The organism is Intestinicryptomonas porci (assembly GCF_033971905.1).
GTDB classification, from domain to species: domain Bacteria; phylum Verrucomicrobiota; class Verrucomicrobiia; order Opitutales; family Intestinicryptomonadaceae; genus Intestinicryptomonas; species Intestinicryptomonas porci.
Genome location: NZ_JALBUT010000006.1, coordinates 128327 through 149933, shown reverse-complemented (window position 1 = coordinate 149933; position 21607 = coordinate 128327). Strand labels below are relative to the sequence as shown.

At 47.2% G+C, this 21607-nt stretch carries 19 protein-coding genes; 11 read left to right on the top strand and 8 right to left on the bottom strand.

Annotated elements, in window-relative coordinates; translation table 11 throughout:
- Positions 1–3 precede the first annotated feature (3 nt).
- The gene (ruvB, locus tag MOX91_RS06435) at positions 4–1035 is read right to left on the bottom strand and encodes a Holliday junction branch migration DNA helicase RuvB (RefSeq protein WP_370397257.1); all 1032 of its coding nucleotides are present in this window, start codon (positions 1033–1035) and stop codon (positions 4–6) included.
- A gap of 84 nt (positions 1036–1119) precedes the next feature.
- On the opposite strand from ruvB, the gene recF reads away from it, so the two are divergent.
- Positions 1120–2202: a DNA replication/repair protein RecF gene (recF, locus tag MOX91_RS06430; RefSeq protein ID WP_370397256.1), complete on the top strand. Its 1083-nt coding sequence runs from the start codon at positions 1120–1122 to the stop codon at positions 2200–2202.
- A 14-nt stretch (positions 2203–2216) separates the two neighbouring features.
- Here the strand turns inward: recF and hemW are convergent, their stop codons facing one another.
- Positions 2217–3365, bottom strand: a complete 1149-nt coding sequence (gene hemW, locus MOX91_RS06425; RefSeq protein WP_370397255.1) for a radical SAM family heme chaperone HemW — start codon at positions 3363–3365, stop codon at positions 2217–2219.
- A 50-nt stretch (positions 3366–3415) separates the two neighbouring features.
- On the opposite strand from hemW, the gene MOX91_RS06420 reads away from it, so the two are divergent.
- The 5 genes from MOX91_RS06420 to xerA all read left to right on the top strand — a co-directional run bounded on the left by MOX91_RS06420 (position 3416) and on the right by xerA (position 8846).
- A complete protein-coding gene (locus MOX91_RS06420) occupies positions 3416–4408 on the top strand; it encodes a hypothetical protein (protein WP_370397254.1) in 993 nt (330 codons plus the stop codon).
- A gap of 72 nt (positions 4409–4480) precedes the next feature.
- Complete coding sequence (locus MOX91_RS06415; protein WP_370397253.1) at positions 4481–5362, top strand: LOG family protein; 882 nt, start codon at positions 4481–4483, stop codon at positions 5360–5362.
- 120 nt (positions 5363–5482) lie between these two features.
- Positions 5483–6799, top strand: coding sequence for a DNA recombination protein RmuC (locus tag MOX91_RS06410; protein WP_370397252.1), 1317 nt, complete (start codon positions 5483–5485; stop codon positions 6797–6799).
- Positions 6792–7919 (top strand): methylmalonyl Co-A mutase-associated GTPase MeaB, encoded by a 1128-nt coding sequence (gene meaB, locus MOX91_RS06405; protein WP_370397251.1) that lies wholly within the window; start codon positions 6792–6794, stop codon positions 7917–7919. The genes MOX91_RS06410 and meaB overlap by 8 nt, the downstream gene beginning before the upstream one ends.
- 3 nt (positions 7920–7922) lie before the next feature.
- Positions 7923–8846 (top strand): site-specific tyrosine recombinase/integron integrase, encoded by a 924-nt coding sequence (gene xerA, locus MOX91_RS06400; RefSeq protein ID WP_370397250.1) that lies wholly within the window; start codon positions 7923–7925, stop codon positions 8844–8846.
- A 55-nt stretch (positions 8847–8901) separates the two neighbouring features.
- Here xerA and MOX91_RS06395 read toward each other — a convergent pair whose 3' ends face one another.
- The 4 genes from MOX91_RS06395 to MOX91_RS06380 form a co-directional block, all read right to left on the bottom strand.
- Complete coding sequence (locus tag MOX91_RS06395) at positions 8902–9678, bottom strand: uroporphyrinogen-III synthase (RefSeq protein WP_370397249.1); 777 nt, start codon at positions 9676–9678, stop codon at positions 8902–8904.
- Positions 9679–9682: 4 nt separating this feature from the next.
- Entirely contained in the window at positions 9683–10747 is a 1065-nt protein-coding gene (locus tag MOX91_RS06390; protein ID WP_370397248.1) for a M42 family metallopeptidase, read from the bottom strand.
- A gap of 39 nt (positions 10748–10786) precedes the next feature.
- Positions 10787–12022, bottom strand: a complete 1236-nt coding sequence (locus tag MOX91_RS06385) for a DUF6786 family protein (RefSeq protein ID WP_370397247.1) — start codon at positions 12020–12022, stop codon at positions 10787–10789.
- 137 nt (positions 12023–12159) lie between these two features.
- Positions 12160–12432 carry an HU family DNA-binding protein gene (locus MOX91_RS06380; protein ID WP_370397246.1) on the bottom strand — a complete coding sequence of 91 codons (273 nt, stop codon included), beginning with the start codon at positions 12430–12432 and terminating at the stop codon, positions 12160–12162.
- Positions 12433–12669: 237 nt separating this feature from the next.
- Here MOX91_RS06380 and MOX91_RS06375 point away from each other — a divergent pair, with 237 nt between their 5' ends.
- Together MOX91_RS06375 and MOX91_RS06370 are read left to right on the top strand one after the other, a co-directional pair.
- Positions 12670–13659 (top strand): malate dehydrogenase, encoded by a 990-nt coding sequence (locus tag MOX91_RS06375; protein WP_370397245.1) that lies wholly within the window; start codon positions 12670–12672, stop codon positions 13657–13659.
- 16 nt (positions 13660–13675) lie between these two features.
- Positions 13676–14173, top strand: coding sequence for a hypothetical protein (locus MOX91_RS06370; RefSeq protein WP_370397244.1), 498 nt, complete (start codon positions 13676–13678; stop codon positions 14171–14173).
- On the opposite strand, the gene miaA is transcribed toward MOX91_RS06370, so the two are convergent.
- Positions 14170–15039: a tRNA (adenosine(37)-N6)-dimethylallyltransferase MiaA gene (gene miaA, locus MOX91_RS06365; RefSeq protein ID WP_370397243.1), complete on the bottom strand. Its 870-nt coding sequence runs from the start codon at positions 15037–15039 to the stop codon at positions 14170–14172. The two genes, MOX91_RS06370 and miaA, sit on opposite strands and share 4 nt — an antisense overlap.
- A gap of 105 nt (positions 15040–15144) precedes the next feature.
- Between miaA and MOX91_RS06360 the strand changes: the two genes are divergently transcribed.
- Positions 15145–16893: a hypothetical protein gene (locus MOX91_RS06360; RefSeq protein ID WP_370397242.1), complete on the top strand. Its 1749-nt coding sequence runs from the start codon at positions 15145–15147 to the stop codon at positions 16891–16893.
- Positions 16894–16940: 47 nt separating this feature from the next.
- Positions 16941–17966 (top strand): GTPase ObgE, encoded by a 1026-nt coding sequence (gene obgE / locus MOX91_RS06355; protein WP_370397241.1) that lies wholly within the window; start codon positions 16941–16943, stop codon positions 17964–17966.
- Positions 17967–18010: 44 nt separating this feature from the next.
- Here obgE and MOX91_RS06350 read toward each other — a convergent pair whose 3' ends face one another.
- Entirely contained in the window at positions 18011–20185 is a 2175-nt protein-coding gene (locus MOX91_RS06350; RefSeq protein WP_370397240.1) for a PA14 domain-containing protein, read from the bottom strand.
- 207 nt (positions 20186–20392) lie between these two features.
- Here MOX91_RS06350 and MOX91_RS06345 point away from each other — a divergent pair, with 207 nt between their 5' ends.
- Entirely contained in the window at positions 20393–21601 is a 1209-nt protein-coding gene (locus MOX91_RS06345; protein WP_370397239.1) for a mechanosensitive ion channel family protein, read from the top strand.
- Positions 21602–21607: the final 6 nt, after the last annotated feature.

Below are 21607 nucleotides of genomic sequence, written 5' to 3'. Positions count from 1 at the left end.
TTCCTAAAACAGGCTGCCCTGCATGAAGTCTTCGCCCAAATTTTTTATGCCGATAACATCCCACGCCTTGGGAGTCAGCATTCTGCCCTGCGGAGTGCGCTGAATGTATCCCTCTTGAATCAGAAATGGCTCGTGGACTTCTTCAAGCGTGTCGGCCTCCTCGTTTACAGCGACAGCTATCGTTCCGATGCCGACGGGCCCGCCCTTGTAGTTTTGCGCCATTACTTTCATTATGCGCTTGTCCATTTCGTCCAATCCGTTTTCGTCGATTTCCAAAAGCTCAAGAGCCTTTGAGGCGGAATGCTTTGTTATTACGCCTTTTGCGCGCTCTTCGGAGTAGTCGCGCACAAAGCGCACGAGGTTGTTTACGATGCGCGGAGTGCCTCTCGACCTTCTTGCGATTTCCATCGCGCCGTCTTCATCGACTTCAATGTTAAGAAGCGCGCATGTGCGCTTTACGATTTTTTTAAGCTCTTCTTTCGAGTAGTAGTCGAGCCTTGTTTTGAGGGTGAACCTGCTGCGAAGAGGAGCTGTCAAAAGCCCCGTTCTGGTGGTTGCGCCGATTAGCGTGAATTTGGGAATTGTAAGGCGGACGGAGCGGGCGTTAGGGCCTTGGTCTATCATTATGTCTATGCGGTAGTCTTCCATTGCGCTGTAAAGATATTCTTCGACAGTGCGCGGAATTCTGTGAATTTCGTCGATAAACAAAATGTCGCCTTCTTCGAGGTTTGTGAGAAGCCCTGCAAGGTCCGACGCCTTTTCGATTACAGGTCCCGAAGTTATGCGTATTTGGGAGCCCATTTCGTTTGCCAAAATGAGCGCCAAGGTCGTCTTGCCAAGCCCGGGAGGGCCGTGCAGCAAAATGTGGCTTAGCGAATCCGCCCTGCGCTTTGCGGCCCCAACCATTACTTTCAGGCGTTCGATTGTCTTTTCCTGCCCCGAAAAAGAGTCGAACCCCGACGGGCGCAATGAAGCTTCAAAGGAGTCGTCTTTTGTTTCGAGAGCCTGTTTAAGATAATCGTTTCCTGTCTGCATGTAAAATAGAATTGTTTTCCATAATCGCCTTTACAAGCAAAAAGATATTTTTAATGTGTTATATTTTCAAAATTTGCGCATAAAATGGACATCGAAAGCGTCAGGCTTTGCAATTTCAGAAATTCCGAGCTGTCGGAGGCGTCTTTTGGCGCGCCCTCTGTTTGGATTTACGGAAGCAATGCGCAGGGCAAGACAAACCTTCTCGAAAGCTGCGCGCTCCTTTGGGCTTTGCGTTCTTTCAGGACCTCAAAGACCGCAAACTTGATAAAAAACGGCGCGCAAACAGCCCAGATTTTGGCGAAGCTCAACCATGAAACCCTTGGGAAATGCGAAGTTTTGATGGAGTTTTCAAATTCCTCGAAAAAAGTTTTCGTAAACAATGAAGAGCAGAAAAAACTCGGGGAATTTATCGGTAAGTTTCCGATTATGCCCGTTTGCAACGACGACATAAAGCTCGTGCGCGGAGCACCCTTGGAGCGCAGACGTTTTATAGATATGCTGATTTCTTCGATGGACATGCGCTACTTTAACGCCCTTCGCGGATACCACGCGTCGCTTTTAAGCCGCAACGCTCTTTTGAAAGAGAACAATCCCGACGAAATTTCGCTTGGCGCATTTGAGGCTCAAATGGCTCAAAACGCCATGGTTTTAAATGAAATCCGCGCCTGCTTTTTTGAGCGGATAGGGGAAATCGCAAGCCGAAAATACGGGATTTTGTCAGGCGGGAAAGAGAAAACCGCCATAAAATTAAAGCCGAATTTTTGCGCCGAAGACGTCGAAGGCTACCGAAAGCTCCTGTTTGAATCAAGGCGGCGGGATTTTGCTCTGGGGGCTACTTCGTCCGGCCCGCACAAGGACGATTTTTTGATTTTTGTAAGCGGAAAAAATGTCCGCGATTTCGCCTCTGAGGGGCAGCAGCGTTCGGTTGCCCTGTCTTTGAAGCTTGCGCAGTTTGAAATCATGAAAGGCGGCGGCGAAGTTATGCCCGTGCTTTTGTGCGACGATATTCTGGGCGAGCTTGACGAAGATAGAAGAAGCGCGTTTTGGTCTTGCATAGATTTTGATGCGCAAGTAATCGCAACATCGACAACTTCCGCCCCGCAAAATTCTTCGCGGCAAAACTGGCGTTTAATCCGCGCCGAAAAAGGCGAATATTTTTGCGTATGATGAATTTGCGCAAATTAAATAAGCTCTACTGCAACTGAGTCGGCAAGCGGAATGCCTTTGCGGGAAAGGCGCAGGAAATCGCCTGATTTTTCCAGCAATCCCGTGGAAACCAGAAATTTTATCGGCTCTTCGTAGCGCGAAAAATCCGCATTCTTAAAGCGCGATTTCAGGCTTTCCAAATTTACGCCCTCCATCTTGCGAAGCCCGAAAATAACCGCGCTGTTAAATAATTCGTCGTCGTCCAATTTTACGATGTCTTCGCGCGCAGGGGAATTTTCCATTACGCCTTTTGCCCAGCTGTTCAAGTCGCTCGTGTTTCTAAATCTGAACCCGCCAAACTGGCTTGCCGCGCTTGGGCCGAAGCCTATCCACGAGTTCATGTTCCAGGTGTTCAAATTGTGGGCGCATTCCTTCCCATGCTTTGCGTAGTTTGAAATTTCGTAATGCTTGAAGTTCTTTTGGGCGAGAAAATCCATCGCCAAATACAAAAAGTCGGCTTCTTTTATCTGCGTTTCAAACGGCTTTTCGTTTCCCGCGCAGCATGAAGTCGCGCTTTCAAATTCGAGGCAGTACGCGCTTATGTGCGAAAGCGGGAAGCTCGCGGCTTTTTCCAAATCGGAATGCCAGTCTTCCCTTGTTTGGTTTTGCGCGCCGAAAATAAGGTCGATGTTGACGTTGTCAAATACTTCAAGGCTTTGTTCTATGGCTTTTTGCGAAGCTTCCGCCTTATGGGGTCGCCCAAGATTTTTCAAAGTGCGCTCGCTGAAACTTTGCACTCCGAGGGAAATCCTGTTTATTCCGAGGCTTTTTAAGACTTTGAGTTTTTGCGGATTTATGGTTGAAGGGGAGGCTTCGATTGTCCATTCAACTTTCCCCGCCTGATGTTCAAAGATTTTCGCAAGGCGGGAGAGCTGGTTTTCGCTTAAAATCGAAGGAGTGCCGCCGCCTATGAATATGCTTGAAATTTCCGCGCCTTTTGCGCTGTTAAAAAATCGCGACGCTTCTTTTTCAAGGCATTGCAGGTAAAGCTCCAGATTTTGGAAAGAGGGGGCTGTTTTGTAGAATTTGCAGTAGGCGCAAGTTCTCGCGCAAAACGGAACATGGACGTATGCGGCTGTCTTTTTTGGCGAATTTTTAAAAATATCTTTAAGTTTGTCTTGCACTATCGAAATAAATATTTAAAGCTTTTGATATAAAATTAAATGTCAAAACCATGAGTATTGTAAAGATTTTTAAATTTCTTGGCGGAGCGTTCGCGGGCTTAATCGTCGCGGGGTGCTCTTCGATTACCAATTTGTCCCCCGAAAAATTTCCGCAAAATCCTTCGGGAATATACACTTTGAGCATGCGCGCACACATCAACGATGGCGGCGTTGTCAAGGGTTCCGTTAAGCCGTTTGTCGTCATCGACGAACAGACTTTGCCTATGCGCGAAATTTCTTCGAGACCGGGCGACAGAATGTACGAGTTCGACTATAACATGCCAAAAGGCAGAAAAGAGGCGAAGTACTACTACATTTTGGAATACAAGTCTGACACCGGCGCGGGCGGCGTTGTGACGCGCTCCTTCCAAAGCGACAATGTTTACACTTTGAAAGTTGCCGACCGCTACATTATGAACATGCAGTTTGACAGAGGGCATATCGGCGCGGTTGTTCCCGTTGTCGGCAGGGGCTTCAATTCGCAGGATAAAATAAAGTTCGGCCCCGTCTTTGCCACAGTGGAAAGCGTGACGCGCGACACGATAAGCTTTGTCGTTCCCCCACTTGAATCAGACAAGACATACGATGTCGAGCTTGTTAGCGCATCGGGCAAGTCTTGGATTGGCGCGTTCCGCATTGACCGCTCTGAATTGGAAGTTTCGCCTGCGCAAATCGACATCAATACGGGCGACATCGTAAACGTGATTTTCAATATCGGCTTCAAGGCGGGAGAAAAGGGATATTACATTGACGTGAAAACAAACATTCCAAGCGCGGTCATGATGGGCGAAGTTTTCGTAAAGCCCGGGCATGACAGCGTTGTCGTTCCCTTGAAGGGCGTTGCCGACGCCAAGGGCAAGCTTTTCATCCGCGCGAGAGGGTTTGCGGAAAAGGTTGTTCCTGTTTCAATAAGCCCCGCTCAAATAAAGGCTGAACCCGTTGACTCTGCGACGGCTGAGCAGGTTAAAGAGCAGGTCAATGAAATTGACGTTGATGTAAAATAGCATTTAAAAAATCGAAAAAATCCCCGATTTTTAAGTCGGGGTTTTTTTTGCATGGCAAAACGAAAGGCAAATATGGCAAAAGTATCAAAGACAAAAAAATCAAACGGGGGTTCAAAAGCCGTGAAAGGCAAAATAATTGATTCTCCCGCCGACCAGCCCATTGACAGCGCGATTTCAAACATGTCGGAGCGCATAGTGAAAATTCAGCGCGACTTGCTTATGCCCGCGATTGTTTTCGACCACTTCGGCGTCCAAAACACAATCACGTTTTTCGGTGCGTCGCGCATAAAGTCTCCCGAAGTCGCGGAAGCCAACTTGGCTGAAATTAAAAAGCGCGCAAAGGGAGTTTCACGCCTTTCGCAGGCAATGAAAAAGAAGCTTGCCGACGCCGAGCGCGACAAAAGAATGTCAAAGTACTATGCGATGGCAGAGGAGCTTGCAATGCGTTTGCAGGAGTGGATAAATTTGAAAAAATTTGGCGAGCGCGACAACTTTTACATAATGACCGGCGGAGGCCCGGGCATCATGGAGGCGGCGAACAAGGGCGCATTCAAGGCCGGCGGCAGAAATTTGGGGCTTACCATAACAATCCCCGACGAGCAGCGTCAAAACGATTATGTAACAAAGGAGTTGGGCATAAATTTCCACTATTTTCTTATGCGAAAATTCTGGCTTCTATTCTTTGCGAAGGCCATTGTCGTATTCCCCGGCGGCACGGGAACTTTCGACGAGTTCTTTGAAGTCTTTACGCTAATGAAAACCCGCAAGACGCACGAAACATTCCCGATTGTTTTGTTTGATAGGGAGTTTTGGCAAAAGGCGGTGAACTTCCGCCACTTGATAGATAGCGACGTGATTTCAGAAAACGACTTGAAGTATTTCAAGTATGTCGAAAGCGTTGACGAAGCCTATAATTTTATCGTAAAGGGCTTGGAAGCGCGTTTGAAGCTTTAAAAACTCATTCAAATCTCAAAGGGCGGCGTTTTTTAAGCCGCTTTTTTTTGTACCCGCAATTAAAATGCTTGGAATATTTTTTTTGAAGTGTTTTAATGGCTATAAAACTGGTTTTTTCATATGGAAAATGTCGGAACAGCTTTTGTTTTGTTGATTTTGTCGTGCATAGTGCTTTTGGCTTGGGCGGTTGCGGCTTATTTTCGCATTGCGTCTTTGCGAAAAGATTTGGGCGCGAGCGCGGAGGAAAAATCTAATTTGGAATTTGCGTTGAAAGAGGAGATTTTTAAGCGCGAGGCCGCTGAAAAGTTTTCGGCGTCTTTGGAGGCGGGTATGTCTGAAAAGGACAAGAAAATAGAGTCTCTTTTAAATGAAAAAATCCGCCTTGAAAAGTCGGAAGCGCGAATGCAGGAGAGGGAAAAAGCCATGCTTGAAAAGGCGGGCGAATTTGAGGCTTTCAGCGCGAAAATTTTTGACGCCGCGCGCCAGAAATTTGAATCTTCAAACAAAATCCAGCTTGACGGCGTCTTGTCTCCGCTAAAAGAAAATCTTGCGTCTTTCAGAAAGCGCATAGACGATGTAGCGGAGCACGACGCAAAAAAATACGGAAGTTTGGAACGCCAGATAAATATGCTTTCTGAAATGAACGCAAAAATTTCAAAAGAGGCGGACAATTTGGCAAAGGCTCTTGTTTCAAACAACAAAACGGCGGGAAATTGGGGCGAAATGATTTTGGAGGACGCCTTGAAAAATTGCGGGCTTGTGGAAAATGTGAATTTTTTGACGCAGGACAGCCATGTGCAGGATGGAAAGTCGCGCATATTGGACGTTTTGGTGCGCCTGCCCGACAACAGAAATTTCATAATAGATTCAAAGGTGTCGCTTGTAAACTATATGAATTATTGCGCCGCGCCCGACGATAAAACGCGCGAGGCGGAATTAAAGCTCTTTTTAAATTCGGTGCGCGCCCACATAAAAGGTCTTTCCTCAAAGAATTACGAGGCGTTAAAGGACGTGCAAAATCCCGACTTCGTTTTGATTTTCATTCCAATCGAAGGGGCGTTCGAGCTTGCGATTACGAAAGATTTAAATTTGCTTCAATATGCCAATTCCCTTAAAATCGCCCTTGCAAGCCCCGCAACTTTGTTTGCATGCCTAAGGACGGTGGAAAATATTTGGAGCATCGAAAAGCAGAACAAGAACACCCTTGAAATCGCGGAACTTGGCAAGAGCCTCCACGAAAGGATTTGCCTCTTCCTCGAAAGGTTTGGGGAGCTTGGCAAGTCGATAGAAAAAGTCCAAAGGGGATATGCTGATTTGGATACTTCGATTTCGGGCAGGCAAGGCGTTTTGGGCACTGCGATAAGGTTGGAGGAACTTGGCGTAAAGTCGAAAAAAAACATCGGAAAGAAATATTTGGAGGAAGGCGGCGATGAATGACGATAAAAATTTGCCCGAATGGGTTCCGGAAAATGCCGACAAGTCTGTTTTTGCAACCGAAGTGATGCCCGGCATCAAGGCAAGGCACGACGGCTTTGAAGAGAGCGGATTTTCGAAAGTGGTAAAAAGACGCCCCATAGTGAAGCGCAAAAGCTTTTCGGTTGCCGAATATAAAGACGGAATTTTAAGCGGCGACAAAACAATGCTTTCGCGCGCGATAACCTTGATTGAAAGCAACGCGCCGCGCCACATAGAAAAAGCCCAAGAGCTTGTTTCGGAGCTTTTGCCGCATTCGGGAAAGTCGTTCAGAGTCGGCATTACGGGCGTGCCCGGGGCGGGGAAATCCACTTTCATCGAGTGCCTTGGCACAATGCTTTGCAAAGAAGGGAAAAAGGTTGCCGTTTTGGCTGTCGATCCGTCAAGCACTATTACCGGCGGCAGTATTTTGGGCGACAAAACCCGCATGGAAAACCTGTCGAGGCTCGAAAACGCCTTTATAAGACCTTCGCCTTCGGGCGGCGCATTGGGTGGGGTCGCCCGCAAAAGCCGCGAAACAATGCTTCTTTGCGAAGCTTTCGGCTTTGACACGATTTTAATTGAAACTGTTGGCGTGGGGCAGAGCGAAGTCACCGTGAGGTCGATGTCCGACTTTTTTCTGCTTGTGCAGCTTGCGACGCAGGGCGACGACTTGCAAGGGATAAAAAAAGGCGTTATAGAGCTTGCCGACGCGATAGCTGTCAACAAGTGCGACGGCAATTTGGTCGAGAAATCAACCCTTAAAAAGGCGGAGCTTGCGGGCGTACTGCATTTTTTGAACAGCCCGACACCGAACTGGTCGCCTTTTTGCGAGGTGTGCTCTGCCCACACGGGATTTAACGTGATGGAAATTTGGCGCAGGCTTCAAGAGTTTCATAAAAAAATGCTTGAGACGGGATTTTTTGAAATCCGCAGGGCGCATCAAAAGCGCGAGTGGCTGCATTCGGTGCTTGACGATGAAATTTTGCGCGAGTTTTATTCAAAGCCCGAGGTCGCAAGCATTTTGCCGCAAATAGAGGCGGATGTTGAGGCGTCTAAAATGCCTGTAACTGCGGCAGTAAGAAAACTTCTTTCCGCGCGGTAAAATATGTTGCTTTCGCAGGAATTTAAAGACGCTGTTTTGGAGTACAAGCTCTATCTTGAAATGGAGCTTGGCAAGAGCCGCAACACAGTAGCTTCTTATTTGAGCGATGTAGAGCAGTTTGCGCTCTTTTTGCAGTCGAAAAAAATTCAGTCTTTCGGCGGCGCGTCCGAAGCCGAAATTTCAGAATGGATTGCCAAGATTTCGCGCGGCGCGAAATCTTCCACGCAGTCGAGAAAGCTGAGCGCGGTAAAGTCATTGAGCGGTTTTTTGATGGAGGAAAAAATCTGGAAGTCCGATTTTTCGGAGCTTATCGCGCGCCCCAAAGTCCGCAGGGAAATCCCGAAAGTTTTGAGCAGGGAAGAAGTCTTGAAACTCCTTGCCGAGCCGTCGCGCGAAAATATGCTTGAAAAGCGCGACAGGGCAATGCTTGAACTTATGTATTGCAGCGGATTGCGCGTAAGCGAGCTTTGCGGGGTGAAAATTTCCGACTTGGATTTTCAAGCCAAAATAATACGCGTTTGCGGCAAGGGCGACAAGGTTCGACTCGTCCCGATAGGCGGCAGAGCCGTCGGCGCGATAAACGACTATGTGAATTTTTCGCGCGATTTTTTCAGAAAAAAACACCCGATTTATCTTTTCATAACAAATAAGGGCGACAAGCTTTCGCGTAAAACTTTTTGGCACAACATCAAAAAATACGCGCTGAGGGCGGGCATCGAGCATGAAATAAAACCGCATATGCTGAGGCATTCGTTCGCAACCCATCTCTTGGGCGCGGGCGCAAATTTAATGGCGATAAAAGAAATGCTGGGGCATTCCGACTTGGCGACAACTCAGATCTACACAAAAGTCGCCGATTCCGCCTTGATTGCCGAGCATAGCGCGCACCACCCGCGAAACAAGATGAAAATTGAATTTGAAAAATAAAAAAATCCGCATAAGGCGCGGATTTTTTGTTTTTTGCAAAATAGTTGGCATGAAATCAGCCAAGCTCTTCCGTCAGCATTTCCAGGACAAGGCTTGGATGCTTTGCTTCTTTTGCGACGGGAATGCCGGAATTTTTCATCTTTTCGGAGCATTTTTCGCCAATCGAATAAGCTTTCGGGCTTTTTGCGCCTTTTTTAAGTGAAAGCTTCTTCGCGTTTTTCACAAAGCCTTCGACTGCCGAGCCGCTTGCGAAATAAATTGCGTCCGCCCCGTTTTCAACAAACTCTTTCAAGGCTTCGTGTTCGCCGTCAAGCTCTATTAGCGAGGTCTTGTAAACGGGGAACGTATCTACGATGGCTCTTCCTTTTTCTTCCAAAATCTTTGATACGGAGTTGTCGTTTAGGTTGCCCGTGACGTAAAGCATATTTAAATTTTCGATTGTTTCGTAGTTTAAAATTGCTTCCGCCATGGCTTCGCCCGTGGCTTTTTCGGGAATGACGTCTGTTTGAATGAAAAACTCCTTCAATGCATCTGCGGTTGTGCTTCCCACGCAGGCAATTCGGCAAGGCCCTATGCAGCGTATGTCTTTAAACTTCTTAAAGAATTCCTTGAAGAAGCCCTTTACGCCGTTTGCGCTTGTAAATAAAATCCATTCATAGCAGGCGAGGTTTTTCAGAACATCTTCCGCAACCTCCGCGTCCGCCTCAAATTGCACGTCTATCAGCGGCAATTCCAAAACTTTCGCTCCAAGCTCTTTCAGCTGAGAGGCGAGGGGCTCGTTGTTCGGGCGCGTAAGAAGTATTGTCTTTTTGCTTAAAGGGAGATTTTTCATGATATTAGAAAGTGAAGTCGTCTTCTTTTCTGACGGAGAGCGCGAAAGCTTCAAGCAGGGCGGCGCAGCTTTGGACGTCTTGCAAATCCGCAGTTTCGGCGGGAGTGTGCATGTATCTTAACGGAATGCCCAAAAGCCCTGTTGCAACGCCGCGCCTTGTCATTTGCAGTATGCGGGCGTCTGTCCCCGTCGGGCGCGGCTCTGCGTTTATCTGGTATGGAATGTTATTTTTCTTTGCGCATTCAACGAGACGCTCAAAAACGACGGGGTTGATGTTCGGACCCCTTGAAATCACAACACCTGCGCCGAGCTTTATAAGCCCGTATCTGCGGATGTCGCAAGTTGGGAAGTCTGTCGCATGTTCGACGTCTATGGCGATTCCTATTTGCGGGTTTACGCTGTAAGAGGCTGTCCATGCGCCGCGCGTTCCAATTTCTTCCTGGCTTGTGGCGACCGCCGTTATTTTGAAGTCGGGGTTTCCGCCTTTTTCCTTTATCCTGCGCAGGGCTTCAAAGGCGCAGTAGCATCCCGCCTTGTCGTCGAAAGCCCTTGCGGCGTAGCGACTGCCGTGGAGGTGTTCAAGCCCGCATTCAAATACCGCGCTGTCTCCGATTTCAACGAGGCTTTCCGCTTCGTCTTTTGATTTTGCGCCGATGTCTATCCAAATCTGGTGGGTTTCGGGAACGTCTTTACGCTCTTTCGCGTCCATTAAGTGGATTGCCTTCTTGCCCGTAACTCCGCGCACAATCCCGTTTTTTGTAAGGATTGCGACTCTTCTTCCCGAAAGCATTATGTTGTCATGCCCTCCGAGTTGTTGGAAGAACAAAAATCCGTCGTTGTCGATATGCGAGATTATAAGCCCGATTTCGTCGATATGCCCCGCGAACATTATGGTTTTTTCCGCATTGCCGACAGTGGCAAATCTGTTTCCCAAAACGTCGCGCGAATATGCGTCAGCGAATGGCTTTGCGAAAGCATCGACGGCACATGCCGCCTGCGTTTCCGCTCCCGTGGGCGATTTTGTCGCCATTAGCGTTTCCAAAAAAGCATCTGGTTTTATAGTTTCCATAAAAATAGTTTAAAGTTGTTTTATCGGAAAATTTTTCAATTATTCAGGGCGCAGCTGTTTCATCGAAACTCCCAAAAGCTTTTGCGCTATCTTTTCAAGCTCGTATTCAGAACCCTTGAAGTGGAACGTGCGCTGTATGTGCAACTGCGATTTTTGGGGTTCGAGCGCGAGGGCGGGAGAGAATGTCGAGGTTTTGAAAAACTTGTCGGCATAGAATGTATCGTGGTTCGCGGGGCCGTTGTTGAATATCGAAACGGCGTCTCCGTCAAGCATGTCGTTTGTTCTGCGCCAGTACGGGGCGATGTATTTTGCGGGCGCAGGCGGCGGAACGAACGTTATGATTGTCAGCAGGTTTTGGTCGGAATCGTACGCGCCCAAAATGTTGCGCGTGCGCTTGGGATTCATAAAAATTTCGCCGAGCTTCGAGCCGTCCATGCGCATTCTTACAAAATCGCCCGCAACCGAAAGCCTGTCTCCGATGGGGGATTCATTGTACATGTCGGTTATTATCGAGCCTATGTCTTTGGGCGAGCCTTGGTTAAACGGAAGGAAGGCGTAGGTGCTTTTATTCGCATGGAACGTGGAAACCACCGCCAAGTTTATAAGACCGCTTTTTTCTCCCCAGGGCTTTTCTCCCTTGTTTGTAATTTTGTTCACCGATTGAAAGGCAACAATTTTGACGGTTTCGGGAATTTCAGTGTCTAAAATTATTTTGGCGTTTTCTTTCGTGATGTATGTAATTTCGCGGTTTGCCAAAATTTTTATGTTTTCCCCCTTGGCGTTTTTAAGCGAAATTTCCTTTTCAAAAGACGCTTGGTGGCGGTTCTTGCTTTTCACTTCCCACGGCTTTGACGAAATATCCTGCGGTATTTTCCAGTTGTCGGGGACAAATAGCGCGTCTTTTTCAAAGAACACAGAGTGGTCGGTACCTTCGGGGCCTATCCAAAACCTGTCTTCGCCGCCGTATAAGTTGCCGTGGCTTTCCTTCTCTCCCGAAGCTATGAGATTGCGGTTTATCCAGCCCATGCTGTATCCGTCGTCCCCGCTTAGAGTTGATGTCATGACCCGCGCCTGGAGCTTGGGCGACACTGCCACAAAACTTTCGTCTTCGCCAAGCACGATGCAGTCTGCGTATTTTTCGAGAAAAGCCAAGTCAAGCCCGAATTCCCACGCGTTTGAGGCGGATTTTTCCGCAATGGAATCTTCCAGCAGTCCGCATGCGCTTATAAACAATCCCGCGCCCGCCAACAGGCAATATGTCAAAGTTTTTTTCATATTGGCTTTAAATAATGTCAAAACATTGTTTTTGCGCAATATAAAAAATGTAAAACACGCTTTTATGGCGGACGCAAAAAAAAGACACCCGAGACAGGCGTCTTTTTTTATCAAGATTGGGTTTGTTCCAGCAAATCTTACTTTGCCTTGAATGCGGAGCTTGCCTTGAACTTGATTGCCTTGGAAGCCTTGATCTTAATCTTTTCCTTGGTCTTGGGGTTGATACCGGTGCGCGCCTTGCGGTCAACTACAGAGAAAGTTCCAAAGCCGATGAGCTGAACCTTCTTCTGTTTCTTTACGCCAAACTGGATGGCTTCGATGACTGCGTTGAGGGCTCTTTCCGCGCAAGCTTTTGTTGCGTCTGCGCCGAGGATTTCTTGTACTTTTGCGATGAGATCTGCTTTATTCATATAATATTTATATTTTTGTTGAGGTTAATTGGAGTAAAATCCGCTTAAAACATAAGCAATTAAGGTGGAATTTTTTATTTCAGTCAAATGAAAAATTGAAAAAATCCGAAAAAAATATCGGAAGAATGCCGATGAATAAAAGAGATTTTAAGGTTGAAAGGAGTTTTTTAAATTTTGTTTTGCAAAGTTTGGGCAAATTCATAAACTTTAAGAATACAATTTTTTTTAAGGACTATTATGAAAAAAGCAATAAAAGTAGCAGTTACCGGCGCCGCCGGCAATATTGGTTATTCAATGGTGTTTCGCATCGCAAAAGGCGATTTGTTCGGGGCTGACCAGCCTGTCGAGCTCAATCTTATAGACATTGCCCCTGCGATGGACAAGCTTGAAGGCGTGAAAATGGAGCTTGACGACTGCGCTTTTCCGCTTCTTGAAAAAATCGTTTGCACTTCCGATTTGGCGGAGGGCTTCAAGGATGTAAACTGGGCAATTCTCGTAGGCTCCATGCCGCGCAAGGCGGGTATGGAAAGATCCGACCTCTTGAAAATCAACGGCGGCATTTTCACGGGGCAGGGCAAGGCAATCGAACAATATGCCGCAAAAGACGTGCGCATTTTTGTTGTAGGCAATCCCTGCAACACAAACTGCTGGATTGCAAAACAGTCCGCTCCGTCAATCCCCGCAGACCGCTGGTTTGCAATGACGATGCTCGACCAACACCGCGCTACATACCAGCTTGCAAACAAGACCGGCGTATTGAGCCGCGACGTCAAGAATGTCGTAATTTGGGGCAACCACTCTTCAACACAGTATCCCGACGCATACAATGCCACGATAAACGGAAAGCCCGCGGTTGAAGTCGTAAACGATAAGGACTGGCTTGAAAACGACTTTATCCCGACCGTGCAAAAGCGCGGTGCTGCAGTCATCGCCGCGCGCGGTGCGTCTTCGGCGGCTTCCGCTGCAAACGCGGCAATCGACACTGTTTACGCGCTTTCAACTCCGACCCCGAAAGGCGAATGGTTCAGCGTCGGTGTCTGCTCGAACGGAGAATACGGAACGCCCAAGGGAATCATAACTTCCCTTCCCGTCCGCACTGAAGACGGCAAGACTTGGCATGTCGTTGAAGGCTTGGACATCAACGAATTTTCCCGCGCGAAGATTGACGCAACAAACAAAGAGTTGCTTGACGAAAGCAATTCCGCAAAAGAAATTTTGGGTCTTTAATTTTTAAGGCTTGCGGGTGTCCGAGAAATTCGGGCACCCGTTGTTTTATGCGGGCATGAGGGCGGCTTTAAGAAAAAGCATAGAAGGCGGAGTCGAAAAATTTTTTGAGGGCGGCTTCGCGCAAGGTTGGTTTTTCAAACTTTCCGACGCTTTTATGGAAAGCTTGGACATTGCGCTCACTTTGAAGGGGGCGACGCGTGGCACATGCTTTTCGTTTGCCGCGGGCGATGTCTTTTATGACGATGCTTCCGCTTATTCCCTTGAATGGGGCAGGGCGAAGTTGAAAATAAAATTTTGCGCGAGGGTGTTGCAGGCAAATCCGTCTTCGATAGTTCAGCAGGAAATTTCGGGAGGAAAAAAAACAAGGGAAGTTGTTGACGGGCTTTTGGTTTTCGCCCTTGATTCCTATTCGGGCGGCGAAGTTTTTACCCGTGAAATTGAAACTAACCAGTACGACTTCGTGAATTTTTTGCGGACGGGAATATTGGAAAGCGCGGGGCTTAGGTTATCTTAAAGCCTTATCTGCGTTTTTAGGAATTTGCGCTGTTTTTTTATCAGTTTTTTTGTCGATAAAAATATTTTTTCGGCGAGGTTTGAAAAGTCGTTTTGCCTTATGGCTTCCATTGTTTCGCGGTATCCTATCGCCATTGCAGCCGACGGATTTTTTTCAATCCCGATAGACATCAATTTTTTTGTTTCTTCTATAAGCCCGTCTTCAATCATTTTTTCGGCGCGTGTTTTTACCCTTTTAAAAAGCTCTTCATCGGGCATGTCGGTGCTTTTGAAATTGATTTTGAAGTTGCCCATCGGGCAAGGCAGGCTCTCGAATTTTCTGCGCAGTTCTTTGAGGGTGAGAGATGTCGCCAAAACTCTTTCGAGCGCGGGGCGTATTCTGCGCGGATTTTGAATGTCTATGGAGTCGGCGGCTTCGGGGTCGAGGGATAGCAGTTTCTCTTTGAGTGCTTCGCTTCCGCCCAAATCAAACAGCTTTTGGCATTCGTCCTTTACGGATTTTGGAATTTCAATTTCGTCCGTCACGGGAGAAAACCAAGCTTTCAAATAAAATCCGCTTCCCCCGGCAACGATTACCCTTTTTTTGTTTTTTAGGATTTTTTCCAGCGCGTGTTTTGAAAGAGCCACATATTCGCCGACGCTGAATTGCCGCGACGGATGGCATACGTCTATCAAGTGGTGCGGAATTTCGGCGCGCTCTTTTGCGGACGGCTTTGCAGAGCCTATGTCCATAAATTCGTAAACTTGCACGCTGTCGCAGGAAATGATTTCGGCATCGACAGCTTTTGCAAGCTCTATCGCTTTCGCCGTTTTTCCCGAAGCGGTCGGTCCGCTTATTATGAAAATTTCTTCGCCGCCAATATCCATTGTGAAAATTTAATCATACTCTACTTGAAGGGAAAATTTTTTCGAGAAAATTTTAATGGGATTTTTTCTTGAAGAACGGCGGGGGCTTGTTAATTTTCTCTTTCGATGAAAGCCTTTTTCACAAGTTCGATTTTTTTGTTTTTGGCGGCGTTTGCGTTTGCAAAAGAAGACTATTGGAATGTCGGTTTGCAGATAAACACCGTACGCCCTCCGCTTCCAAGCTCGTTGGAAGATGTCGAGTATTGGGATTTAAACGGCGACGGAGTTTTTGACGCCATTAAGACCGTCTCTTCAAAGGGCATTCCGATGCTTTGGCTTGACGATGGGAAAAACGGCATAAATAAAGGGGATTTTGCCTTGCCCGCAGTGAACTCATGCCTTCTTGTCGATAGAAACAATGACGGCGTTTACGACTTTATCGTAAAGTGGCTCGACGAAGACGGCGATATGAAGGCCGACCTTCAGCTTGTCGCGGAATATCCTCTTGAACCCACTGATTTGGTTTGGCCAAACGGTCATTACATGTGGGTTATAGACACTCAGCATGATGGCGTTTTCAACTGCATCGACTGGCAAAATTTCAAAATAAACGCATGGAAAAAATCGGGGCTTTCAAACTTTTATTTGGGCTACGGCGGGCAAAAGGCGTTTTTGAAAAACCATACTTCGACCGACAAAATGCGGGATTTGCGCCTAAACTGGGAAAATCCGTTTTTGTTTTATGACGAGGATTTTGACAATTTAAGCGAAATGGCAATCAGGGTTATGGTTCCATTCAAAAAGACGGGAAAAGAGGGCGCGAAGCCTAACACCAAGGAATATTCGCAGCTTGGCGGCAATTGCGACTGGCTTTCGCTTGCGGTTGATTTGGATAATGACAACGCCCCCGGCAACGAATTTGATTTCGACTTTTCCATATGCTATATTGGCGACGGTTTTAAATATACCGACTGCGTACAGCGCATAAAAAATTTAAAGGCGATGAGGGGAATGGAAGAGGCGGACAAGTTTTTCCCCGACCCGAGAATAAGAAATTTGCAAGAGCTTGTTTATCCCGACCACAGGCAGGTTAAGGAGCTGATGTACTCAAAAGACGCAAAGTGGTCTAAGTTCTGGTTTGTATATGACGAGGACGACGACTGTTCAAGGTGGGAGCGCGTGGAGTTTTACAAGCCTTTGGACGTGTTTAAAGTCGGTACAAACAAAGGCGGGCTTGACGACAACGTGCAGTCAGACCCTTCGGGCGACAGGGGAGAGTGGGATTTAAATGGCGACGGCGGCGGATTTTTGTACATCGCAAAATTCGACGGAAAGCTTCACTTGGCGGGGGCTGAGTGGGGAGCTTGGCGCATAGACCAGGACGCCGAGTATTTCCAGGGCTTTAACAGGACCTTTCAAAACAAGGACCCCAAAAAGTTTGCAACAATCCTCTATGAGGATTCCGACAAAAACGGATTTTTCGACACGGTAAAATACGACTTGGACGGCGACAAGGTTTTTGAGGAAACCGTGAGTTTGGCGGAGCTTGGAATTTCCGATATCTGCGAAAAAATCGACATTTCAAAATTCTCATACGCCGACTATTTGAAGCTTGGCGCGGAAATGGCAAACCGCATGTGGGAAAACGCGCAGGAGCTTCTTTTAATCGCGCAAAAAAGCGGGCTTGACACTTCTTGGTACGCGAAGCTTGCGGCGGCAAACTCAATCCGCGAAAAATATTCAAACGGCTGGTGGCTTCAATTTTATATTTACCGCGATTTAAGAAGCATGCTTGTTTTAAGAGGCGAAACCGAAAAGGCTGAAAAGCTGAAAAAAGCCTATTATTCGGGCGACTGGTCTCAATTCGGCAAATAGAAAATAATTTGCTTGAAAACTTTTTAAGCAAATCCACTCTGTCTTGTATGTTTATAGACGAGGCAGAAATTTACATGAGAGCGGGCAACGGCGGCGACGGTTCGGCGAGTTTCAGGCGCGAAAAGTTTATTCCGTTCGGAGGTCCCGACGGCGGCGACGGCGGCAACGGCGGCAATATTTACGCTTTGGGCGATGAAAATATGACAGACCTTGAAGCCTACCGCTTCACTCCGCAAATTGTGGCAAAGAGTGGCGGCAAAGGCATGGGACGCAACAAGACGGGCGCGGACGGCGGAGACATAGACGTGCATTTCCCGCTTGGCACGATAATAATAAATTCCGAAACTTCCATGGTTGCCGCGGAAGTTTTAAAGCACGGAGAGCGCATCTTGATTTTGCGCGGCGGCAAGGGTGGCTTGGGCAATACCCATTTTAAGACATCAACAAACCGCGCTCCGAGGCAGTTTACGGAGGGAACAGAGGGCGAGGAAGGCACGTTTAAGCTTGTTCTTAAAACCATTGCCGATGTCGGAATGGTGGGTTTCCCGAACGCGGGGAAGTCTTCTTTAATGAATTTGATTACGTTCGGTCGTCCAAAAGTCGGCTCTTATCCGTTTACGACTTTGCACGTCAATGTCGGAATTATAGAGTATCCCGAATTTTACGACAGGCTTGTTTTGGCGGACATTCCGGGAATTATCGACGGAGCGTCTGAAAACAAGGGGCTTGGGCATAAATTTTTGCGCCACATTGAAAGGTGCAAAATGCTTTTGATTATGCTCGACATGGCGGGAGAGGACGGCAGGGACCCGCTTGAAGATTATTCGGTCTTGATAAGAGAGCTTTCCCTTTACGATGAAAAACTGCTTGAAAGACCGATAGTGGTTGCGGCAAACAAAATGGACGAGCCTGCCGCCTTGGAAAATTTAAAGAAATTTGAAAAGAAGCACCCGAATATAAAAATTATTCCGATTTCCTGCCTTTCGGAAGATGGCGTGCCTGAATTGAAGGCTGAAATTTACTCGGTATGCAAGGCGCAGGCTGTTCCCGATAAAAACCATTTTGAATTTTAATAAAAACAAACGCCAAAGCTTTTTGCTATGGCGTTTTTTGTTTTTCAGCGTTTGCGCGCGTTTTTGTTTGGCTTCTTTTTCGGGCGCGGGGCTTTTTGCCTGCCTTTGTAGGCGGCTTGCGGATTTATCATATCGTGGGCGTCCTCGCAAATTTCAAGGTATCTAAATGGCGTGGAGTCTTCGTTTGTGATAAATCTGCCCCATGCGTCGAATGTCGCCTCAGCGGGAACGGGCTGGCGTTTTATTTTGTCGCTCGACCACATTAAGCGCATCTTTCCTTCGCCCGTTCGATGTTCGTAATTTATCTGGACAGGGAACATGTAGCCTTTTTTCAGGCTCACCGTGGCTGTTCGCGGAGGCATGGAGCTTTGGTAGTTGTTTTCGCGTATAAGCTGTTTGTTGCCGCGCTTTAACTCGTAGCCGTCGCCGTCGGGGGCTTCCACTTCAAAAGTATAGTTCCCGTCTGCGGGGATTTTTATGGAGGCTTCCCACTGCATTCTGAAATTTGTCGGTTCTATTCCTTTTGCGGGGCTTTCCCCGAATGTAAATTCGATAGACGGCTTGTTGTAGGCGCGTGGAACTCTTTCGGCGTCTTTTGAGCGGTTAAACGATACTCTTGCGCCCTTTATTATCGGAGTGTTCGGAGGGTCGTCTGACATCGGCATGAAGGCGGTTGCTTCGTCATATTCATCGAACATTCCTATGAAGAACATTTCAGCTCCCGCGCTAACGGCATTTTTTATCTGCTCTTCGACAAACTCTCCGTTTCGCCTCGGAGTGTACGCTTGGTCTGAATTGGATTGTATATGTTTTAAATTTGCCCATGAGAACCCCGGGTGGATATGGGCGTAGTACAGTACATTTTCGCCGAGCAGTTCCTTTACGTTTTTTATGTCGCTTTCATAACTGCGGTGGAGCCAGAACAAAACGGCGTCGTGGTTTTTGAAATGAGATTCTATCCATTCGGGCTTGTCCTTCCATCTGCCTGATGCGCCGCCTATGAAGTAGTTGCCGCCGTATTTCGGGTCGTTTTTAAGAAAATTCATGACTCTGTTTGATTCTTCAAGGGAAATTCCGCGAAGCTCCATTCCCCAGACGAACACGACGGGCTTGCCGTCAACCCTTGCGTAGTTCGGGTCTTCGCGCAGTCCGAATTCGTCGATGCACCATTTCCAGTCGTTTGAAATTTTTTCAAAAATATTTTCGTCGGAGCATCCGCTTATGTCGTATTCTATCGCCCAAATTCTGCCTGTTCTATTTGCCGCCTCGCGGACATTGCCCATGACCCATTGCTCTCTTTTATTGTTTGCCCAAGAGTCTCCGCCTATGAATCTTTGCAAAAACGCGCCGTCGATGTTGTATTTTTTCATCCATTGAAAATGGGTATATACCACTTCGGGGCGGGCGGACGAAAACAAATACGCGGGCTTTCCGCTTAACGTCTTAGTTTCGTGCGCTTTTTCCAAGACTCCTTTCGGGTAGTCGTCCAAATACGGCCACATGTCAACCGAAAATCTTTGCGCGGGAACATTGCCCCAATGCACCCATCCGTCTTGATAGGCGTCGTTCGGAGTTCTGAACCATCCCTGGTACCCCGTCATTGTCTTGCCCTTCAACGTGTCGTTGTTTGGCGGCTTTACTGTTTTGCCCTTGTAGGGATATTTCCAGGATTCTGCAATAAGGTATTTGAAGTAGGCGTTGTTGAATGCTTCTCCGCTTACGGTCGCCTTTGCGATTGCCAAGACGGGATTTGGCGTAGCGGCGCGGTCTTCCGACCAGTGCGATTCCCTAAGCTTTACGGAGAACGCTTTAATCTCGTCCTTTTTTATTCCCGAAAAGCGGTAGTGTGCGGTTTTCCATGAGCGGGAATTTAAAAGAATATGGTAGGTGGACTTGTCAGGCTTGATTTCTTGCCCGAGAGAATTTATCGCGCGGATTTCGAGCCTGCCGTAGGAGGCGTCGGCAAATGTCATCTCCAAAAATATTTCGTCTTTCGGCGTGTTTGGCCATTTTCCGCCGCGAGGTTGCAAAAATATGGGGGAATCCTTCTTTTCAATCCATGCGACTTTGCTGTTTCTGGAAGTCAGCCTGAAATTGTCGTTTTTCGTATATTCCCCGTCAGGGGTTTGAAAGGCTTGCAGGGGAAGCTCCTGCGCTTGCAAAATCAGGGGAAAGGCGCATATGAAAAAAATTGCGGCAAATTTTATTTGTCGGAACATAGGCAAATATTTGGAAAATTTTTAAGCGCGCATTCGATTCTTCGTAATTCCCCGCACCCCATGCCAAAAATGCGCAAAAAACTTGAACTTAAAGCGGCTTAACATTAAAGTTCGTGTTAAAAACTGACGATATAATCTAAATGTTGTTTGGCATTATTCAAGTATTTTTTGAATTGCGGATTTTAACGGAAAATTTTTGCGGGCACCATGGATAAATTAAGGGATTTTTTGGCTGGAAAATTGGGGGCAATTTCCGAGGATAAAGTAGATTTTTGCGTTTCGGCTATATTTGTCGTTTTAATTTTTGCGGCGGCGTTTGCCCTTGCCTGCGTTTTGCGCATCGTGTTCTTTAAAATTGCAAAGAGATTTTTGGAGAGAAAAAATCCTTATGTGAGAAACGCCATTGCCTCCCACAATTTGATTGGGAAGCTTGCGAGCTTTCTGCCCGCGTTGCTTGTCCTTGCGTTTTTGCCCGCAGTGTTTTACGCGGGTGAGCCCGGCGCAAACATAGTCGAGCGTTTTTGCCTGATTTGGATTATCGTTTTGGGGGTGCGCCTGTTAAACTCCCTGCTTTCCGCGCTGAATGAAATATTTTCAAAAAAGAAAGCGGCAAACGGGGGCAATTACGTAAAGGGATTTGTACAAATATTTCAGGTGGTCGTGGTGTTTGTGGCGGCAATTATCATAATAGGCATTTTGATAGACAAGTCTCCGCGCTCTCTTCTCACGGGGTTGGGAGCGTCGGCTGCGATTTTAATGCTGGTTTTCAAGGATACCATTTTGGGCTTTGTGGCGGGAATTCAGCTTTCGCTAAACGATATGTTAAGAATTGGCGACTGGATTACCGTCAAAAAGTACAATGCGGACGGAAACGTTATTGAAGTCGGGCTTAATGCCGTGAAAGTTTACAACTTCGACAACACCATAACCACTGTTCCGCCTTACGCCTTGGTGAGCGATTCCTTTCAAAATTGGCGCACTATGGAAATTTCCGGCGGAAGGCGTGTGATGCGCTCTATTCTCATCGACCAGCAAAGCATAAAATTTTGCTCGCCGAAAGATTTTGCGTCATTGCGTGAAAAATCCGAAACATCTGCTTTCTTGGAAAAATTCACTCCTGAAAATTTTAGCGCGGACGCGGAGGGCAAGACGCTTACCAATCTCGGGCTGTTCAGGGCTTACGCCGAATTTTTGATAAGGAATAACCCAAGCGTAAATTTGCAGATGACGTATATGGTAAGGGAACTTGAACCGACTTCTCAAGGGCTTCCGCTTCAGTTTTACTTTTTTGTGAACAATACCGAATGGGTCGCATTTGAGCGCATTCAGGCTGATTTCATGGATATGTTCATCGCGCTTTTGCCACTGTTTGATTTGCGGATTTACCAAGAGGAATCAGACTTCGGGGAAAGCTGAAAACGC

Bases quoted from the DNA above. Each gene is read 5' to 3' on its own strand.
- xerA (WP_370397250.1), top strand. From the start codon at position 7,923: ATGTTGCTTTCGCAGGAATTTAAAGACGCTGTTTTGGAGTACAAGCTC.
- MOX91_RS06375 (WP_370397245.1), top strand. From the start codon at position 12,670: ATGAAAAAAGCAATAAAAGTAGCAGTTACCGGCGCCGCCGGCAATATT.
- MOX91_RS06385 (WP_370397247.1), bottom strand. From the start codon at position 12,022: ATGAAAAAAACTTTGACATATTGCCTGTTGGCGGGCGCGGGATTGTTT.
- MOX91_RS06415 (WP_370397253.1), top strand. From the start codon at position 4,481: ATGGCAAAAGTATCAAAGACAAAAAAATCAAACGGGGGTTCAAAAGCC.
- MOX91_RS06410 (WP_370397252.1), top strand. From the start codon at position 5,483: ATGGAAAATGTCGGAACAGCTTTTGTTTTGTTGATTTTGTCGTGCATA.
- miaA (WP_370397243.1), bottom strand. From the start codon at position 15,039: ATGGATATTGGCGGCGAAGAAATTTTCATAATAAGCGGACCGACCGCT.
- MOX91_RS06395 (WP_370397249.1), bottom strand. From the start codon at position 9,678: ATGAAAAATCTCCCTTTAAGCAAAAAGACAATACTTCTTACGCGCCCG.
- MOX91_RS06360 (WP_370397242.1), top strand. From the start codon at position 15,145: ATGAAAGCCTTTTTCACAAGTTCGATTTTTTTGTTTTTGGCGGCGTTT.
- MOX91_RS06380 (WP_370397246.1), bottom strand. From the start codon at position 12,432: ATGAATAAAGCAGATCTCATCGCAAAAGTACAAGAAATCCTCGGCGCA.
- recF (WP_370397256.1), top strand. From the start codon at position 1,120: ATGGACATCGAAAGCGTCAGGCTTTGCAATTTCAGAAATTCCGAGCTG.
- MOX91_RS06420 (WP_370397254.1), top strand. From the start codon at position 3,416: ATGAGTATTGTAAAGATTTTTAAATTTCTTGGCGGAGCGTTCGCGGGC.
- MOX91_RS06350 (WP_370397240.1), bottom strand. From the start codon at position 20,185: ATGTTCCGACAAATAAAATTTGCCGCAATTTTTTTCATATGCGCCTTT.
- ruvB (WP_370397257.1), bottom strand. From the start codon at position 1,035: ATGCAGACAGGAAACGATTATCTTAAACAGGCTCTCGAAACAAAAGAC.
- MOX91_RS06345 (WP_370397239.1), top strand. From the start codon at position 20,393: ATGGATAAATTAAGGGATTTTTTGGCTGGAAAATTGGGGGCAATTTCC.
- obgE (WP_370397241.1), top strand. From the start codon at position 16,941: ATGTTTATAGACGAGGCAGAAATTTACATGAGAGCGGGCAACGGCGGC.
- MOX91_RS06390 (WP_370397248.1), bottom strand. From the start codon at position 10,747: ATGGAAACTATAAAACCAGATGCTTTTTTGGAAACGCTAATGGCGACA.
- meaB (WP_370397251.1), top strand. From the start codon at position 6,792: ATGAATGACGATAAAAATTTGCCCGAATGGGTTCCGGAAAATGCCGAC.